A 5,553-nucleotide genomic window follows, 5' to 3' on the forward strand; every position below is an offset into this window, starting at 1 on the left:
GCCCGCGGAGGCGCCCGCCGCCGCCGCCGCCCCCGCCGCGACGAAGCCCAGCACCTGGGACGTCAGCGTGGGCCTGAGCCTCATCTCCCTCACGGGCAACGCTTCCACCCTGACGGTGAGCGGGCTCGCGAGCGCGCTGCGCAAGACGGAGCACTGGATCTACTCGGTGAAGGCCTTCGGCGCGTACGGCCGCAGCCGCCCGCCCCAGCTGGAAGGGGAGGTGGAGTCGCTGTCCCAGGTGGTGGCCCTCAACGCCGGCATCGAGCTGCGTGGTGACCGCCGCTTCACCGAGCACCTCAGCGGCTACCTGCTGGCGGGCGCCCTGACGGACCACGTGGGCAGCGTCGAGTCGCGGCCCTACGGTGAAGCCGGCGCCAGCATCCTCTGGTTCGACACCAAGAAGGACGAGAAGCTGGGCACGCGGGACGCCACGCTGCGCACCGACTTCGCCTTCCGCTACGCCCGCGAGACGCGCTTCCAGTACTACCCGGAGCGCCTGGACCTGCCGGACGTGGACCTGGGCGGCCCCCGCTTCGGTGCCCTGTTCCGCTACGGCATCTCCAAGGACATCACCTTCCAGGAAGAGGCGGAGATTCTCGTGAGCGTCATCACCGAGTCCCGCGTGCTCTTCAGCAGCCAGACGCAGGTGATGGCGAACCTCACCGACGCGCTGGCCCTGGGCGTGGGCTTCCTCGTGAAGTCGGACAGCGCCCCGCCCCCGGGCAAGGTGTCCACCGACACGGCGCTCTCCTTCAACCTGACCATCGCGCTGTAGTCGCGGCAGGCAACACAGGGACGCTGGAAAAGCGACGCGGCGCCAGGGAGCAATCCCGGGCGCCGCGTTCGTGCTTCAAGGGGACGACGAAGCTACTCGTGCTTCTCCTGCTTCTGCTTCTCGTCCAGGTGCCCGCCCTGGCGGCCCTCGGCCTTGTTCGCGCCGATGTCCACCGCCTGCAGGTCGCTGTACTGCGAGCCCGGAGGGTTGGCCAGACGGAAGCGCGTGCCGAAGTCCATCAGCGTGAAGCCGATGAGCAGCACCACGAACGCGATGGACACCCCGAACACCAGGCGGTTGGCGCCGCGGTGCTCGGACAGGTGCATGAAGTACAGCGCCACCAGCGTGCCCTTCACGCTCGCGATGACGAGCGCCAGCAGCAAGCCGAAGTCCGGCAGGTGCATGCGGCCGGTGAACACGGTGACGAGCGTGAGCACCAGCAGGACCACCCAGATGACCACGTAGCGACCGGCGCCGTGGTGCTCCTGCATGTTGTGCTCTTCCTGCTGCGATTCGTTGGCGATGGCCATGTCGTAGCTCTCAGACCAGGTACAGCATCGGGAAGAGGAAGATCCACACCAGGTCGACGAGGTGCCAGTACATGGAGCCCAGCTCGACCATCGTGTAGTTGTTCGCGCTGAAGTCTCCGACGCGGTACGCGCGCACCGTGGAGAACATCAGCACCGTCATCCCGATGAGGACGTGCAGACCGTGCAGCGCGGTGGAGGCGAAGTACACCGTGAAGAACAGCGGGGCGCCCGGCAGCTGGATGCCTTCGTAGAAGTAGTACCGGCCCGGCAGCGTCCCGATGTGGAACTTGTGCTTGTACTCGAAGTACTTGATGACGAGGAACGCCACCGCCATCAGCAGGGTGAGCACGAACATGTGCCCCACCATCTTGTTCTTGCCCTCCTTGGCGTAGTGCACCGCCATGGCGGCGGTGAACGAGGAGGTGATGAGCACCACCGTGTTGACGGTGCCCATCGTCAGGTCCAGCTCGCGGCTGCACGCGGCCCACGCTTCCGGGAACAGGAAGCGGTACGCCGCGTAGCACGCGAACAGACCGGCGAAGAGCAGGATTTCCGTGGCGAGGAACAGCCACATGCCCAGCCGCGCCGCGTGCTTCTGCACCTCCAGCGACGCGAAGTGGGCGGCCAGCTTCGGACCGGGCACCGAGCCCGGCGTCACGTGCGCACTAGACATCCGACACCTCGCCCTTGCCCGTGTTCGGATCCACGTAGAAGTGGGGCTCCTCGGGATAGGTCGGCTGGGGGCCAATGAAGTTGTGGGTGGGCGGCGGGGACGCCGTCAGCCACTCGTAGCCCTTGCTGTTCCACGGGTTGTCCGCGCGCTCGCCGTAGATGAGCGCGTACGTCAGGTACACCGCGATGATGATGAACCCGAACGCCAGCAGCGACGCGCCGGCCGTGGACGCCACGTTCAGCGCCTGGAAGCGCTCCGGGTACTCGTAGTAGCGGCGCGGCATGCCCGCGTTGCCCAGGAGGAACTGGGGGATGAACGTCGCGTTGAAGCCCAGGATGATGAGCGCCGCGGACACCAGGCCCCACCCCTCGTGGTACGTCTTGCCGAACATCTTCGGGAACCAGTAGTGGAGCGCGGCCAGGAAGGCCATGATCGTCGCGCCCACCATGATGAAGTGGAAGTGCGCCACGACGAAGTACGTGTCGTGCCACGGCACGTCCAGCGACACCGTCGCCACCGCGATGCCCGTCATGCCACCGAACACGGTGAAGAACAGGAAGCCGCAGAAGTAGGCGAACGGGGTGCTGAACTCCACCGCGCCCTTGTAGACCGTGCCCACCCAGTTGAAGACCTTGATGGCCGTGAACACGCCCACCAGCATCGACAGCACGCCGAACACGCCGGCGTTGAAGGTCGACTGGCCGGACACGAACATGTGGTGGCCCCAGGCGAAGAAGCCCACGAACGCGATGCCCACGCTGGAGTACGCCACCGCGCGGTAGCCGAAGATGTTCTTGCGGCTGAACGTGGCGACAATCTCACTCATCACGCCGAACGCCGGGAGCACCATGATGTACACGGCCGGGTGGCTGTAGAACCAGAACAGGTGCTGGAAGAGCACCGGGTCACCGCCGCGGGCCACGTCGAACATGCCCAGGCTGAACAGGTTCTCCGCCGTCACGAGCAGCAGCAGCAGGCCAATCACCGGCGTCGCCAGCACCTGGATGCAGCTGGTCGCGTAGAGCGCCCAGACCATCAGGGGCATCTTGAACCAGGTGATGCCCGGCGCCCGCATGGTGTGCGTGGTGACGATGAAGTTCATGCCCGTGAGGATGGAGCTGAACCCGATGATGAACGCGCCGAAGAGCACCGGCGCCACCGTCGTCGTCGTGTGCGCGCTGTACGGCGTGTAGAACGTCCAGCCGGTGTCCAGGCCGCCGTTGAGCATGCCCCAGAGCGCGAAGCCCGCGCCCGCCAGGTACACGTAGAGCGACAGGAGGTTGAGCCGCGGGAACGCCACGTCCTTCGCGCCCAGCATCAGCGGCAGCAGGAAGTTGCCGAAGATGGACGGGATGGCAGGGATCATGAACAGGAAGATCATGACGATGCCATGCAGCGTGAAGACGCGGTTGTACGTCATCGCGTCCATGATGGTCGGACCGGGCGTCAGCAGTTCGATCCGGATGAGCAGCGCGAAGATGCCGCCCACCAGGAAGAACAGCAGCACCCAGGCCATGTACATGATGCCGATGCGCTTGTGGTCCACCGTCAGCAGCCACGACTTCACCGTGGTGCCGTCCGTCAGATAGCTCGGGTGGTGGCCGTGGTCGTCGGTCGCCTCATGGCCGGGAACTGCCCCCGGCGCGGCGATGCTACTGGATGGGGTCATAAGCGGGTCCCTCGGAAGCGCTCTCGCGCACGTTCGGAGTGCGCAGCGTCTTGATGTACTCGACGATGGCGGCGGACTCAGGGCCCTGCAGCTTGCCCTGGTAGGTCGGCATCACGTTCTGGTAGCCGGCGACGATGTGCGCGCCCGGGTCCATCATCGACTGGGTGATGTAGGCCTCATCCACGCGGATGTCCTGGCCGTCAGCGAGCTTCTCGGTGCGCTCGTACATGCCCAGGAAGGTGGGGCCGATGTGCTTCGAGCCGTCCACCGAGTGGCAGCCCAGGCAGCCCTGCGCGCCGACCAGCTTCTGGCCCTGCTCCGACATGCGGGCCGCGGGCGGCACCAGCGAGGTGTCCGCGAGCGCGTCCTGCCGGTCCTGCAGGCGGCCGCGCTGCTGCTCCTTCAGCCAGTTCTCGTAGTCCTCCGGCGCGAGCACGACGACCTCGGCCAGCATCTTCGAGTGCGACAGGCCGCAGTATTCGGTGCAGAGCACCTGGTACGTGCCGGGCTTCGTCGCCTCGAACCAGGCCTGCGTGTAGCGGCCCGGCAGCGCGTCCATCTTGATGCGGAAGGACGGGACGTAGAAGGAGTGGATGACGTCGCGGGACGTGATGAGCAGACGCACCGGGCGGTTGGCCGGCACGTGCAGCACGTTCACGCCGTTGGGGCCTTCGGGATAGGAGAACTTCCACATCCACTGCTTGCCCATGACGTAGACATCCATCGAGTCCTTGGGCGGGGTGGTGTACCAGGTGAAGTCCCGGAACCCGATGGCGAACCACGCCAGGAAGAACACCAGCGGCACGGAGACGAAGAGGAACTCCGTCTTCAGGTCCGGCACGACGTATTCCGTCGTCTGGTGGGCCTCCCGCCGACGGTAGCGGAAGAACATGAAGAGCGCCGCGAGACCGACGCCCGTGGACATCACCATCGTCGTACCGACGACGAAGTAGTGCAGGAAGTCGACCCGTTCCGCGAACGTGGACGCGCGCTCCGGGAGGAACAGGAATTGGTTGGCCAGGTCGCTCATGTAGTCGCGCCTTTCTTCAGCTCGCGCCTCCAGAAATAGATCAGCATCGTGGCCAGGGCTCCGAAGACGGCGAGGGAGCCCAGCCGGATGAATCCGAAGATGTAGAAACCGTACCGCCGCGTGGCGGTGTCATACTTGAAACACGACATGACGATGCGATCGACGCTCGTCCCAACCCGACCGCCCGCTGCTTCCAGCAACGCGAGCTTCGCGTTCTGGCGGTCGAACGACGTGCCGTAGAGGTAGCGCGAAATGCTCCCCTCCGGGGTGAGCACGGTGACCACCGCGGGGTGGGCGTACTGCTTCGTGCTCGGCTCATACGTGTACTGGAAGCCCACGGCGTCGGCGAGCTTGCGGATGTTCTCGTCGGTGCCGGTGAGGAAATGCCACGGAGCCGTCTCCGGCTTGCCCATGGACTGCAGGTACTTGCGGCGGCGCTCGCTGCTCTGACCCGGGGTGTCCTTCGGGTCGATGCTGACGGTGAGAGCCTCGTAGTCGCGGCCCAGCTCAAGCCCCAGGTCGCGCATCACGCGGACTTGTTCGTTGAGGACGAGGCTACAGAGCATGGGGCACTCGTAGTACACCAGCGTGAGCAGGGTGGGGCGCGTCTTCGACAGCAGGGTCCCCAGCCGTACTTCTTCCCCCGAGGAGTCCAGGAAGCGGGTCTCCAGCGGGAGGGGATCGCCCAGGTGCTCCTGTACATCCACGCCGCTGATGGGCGGGGGAAGGTCGGAGTCCGCCTCCACGATGGCGCGGGGCGTCCGGCCTCCACCCGGCAGGGCGGACGCGGGCAGCGCGCTGGCGAACACCAGCACGAGCGCCGCGAGGAGCCCGGCGGAGCGGGCGGAGGTGTTCGGAAGGAGGGACGGCATGGCG

Annotated in this window: 6 protein-coding genes; 1 reads left to right on the plus strand and 5 read right to left on the minus strand. The window is 66.2% G+C overall.

The window, feature by feature from the left end; translation table 11 throughout:
• Positions 1 to 775: DUF481 domain-containing protein (locus D7Y13_RS37595; RefSeq protein ID WP_244222429.1), on the plus strand; the 775-nt coding region annotated here is incomplete at its 5' end.
• A gap of 92 nt (positions 776 to 867) precedes the next feature.
• Here D7Y13_RS37595 and D7Y13_RS37600 read toward each other — a convergent pair.
• From D7Y13_RS37600 to D7Y13_RS37620, 5 genes are read right to left on the minus strand one after another with little or no spacing between them, the layout of a single operon-like run.
• Complete coding sequence (locus D7Y13_RS37600) at positions 868 to 1,305, minus strand: cytochrome C oxidase subunit IV family protein (protein WP_120538023.1); 438 nt, start codon at positions 1,303 to 1,305, stop codon at positions 868 to 870.
• A gap of 10 nt (positions 1,306 to 1,315) precedes the next feature.
• Positions 1,316 to 1,978: a cytochrome c oxidase subunit 3 family protein gene (locus D7Y13_RS37605; protein WP_120538022.1), complete on the minus strand. Its 663-nt coding sequence runs from the start codon at positions 1,976 to 1,978 to the stop codon at positions 1,316 to 1,318.
• Positions 1,971 to 3,647 carry a cytochrome c oxidase subunit I gene (locus tag D7Y13_RS37610; protein WP_120538021.1) on the minus strand — a complete coding sequence of 559 codons (1,677 nt, stop codon included), beginning with the start codon at positions 3,645 to 3,647 and terminating at the stop codon, positions 1,971 to 1,973. Before D7Y13_RS37610 ends, D7Y13_RS37605 begins: the two co-directional genes overlap by 8 nt.
• Positions 3,631 to 4,677, minus strand: a complete 1,047-nt coding sequence (coxB, locus tag D7Y13_RS37615; RefSeq protein WP_120586001.1) for a cytochrome c oxidase subunit II — start codon at positions 4,675 to 4,677, stop codon at positions 3,631 to 3,633. The genes D7Y13_RS37610 and coxB overlap by 17 nt, the downstream gene beginning before the upstream one ends.
• Positions 4,674 to 5,549: an SCO family protein gene (locus D7Y13_RS37620; RefSeq protein WP_120538019.1), complete on the minus strand. Its 876-nt coding sequence runs from the start codon at positions 5,547 to 5,549 to the stop codon at positions 4,674 to 4,676. Before D7Y13_RS37620 ends, coxB begins: the two co-directional genes overlap by 4 nt.
• Positions 5,550 to 5,553: the final 4 nt, after the last annotated feature.

Source organism: Corallococcus praedator (genome assembly GCF_003612125.1).
Taxonomy (GTDB): domain Bacteria; phylum Myxococcota; class Myxococcia; order Myxococcales; family Myxococcaceae; genus Corallococcus; species Corallococcus praedator.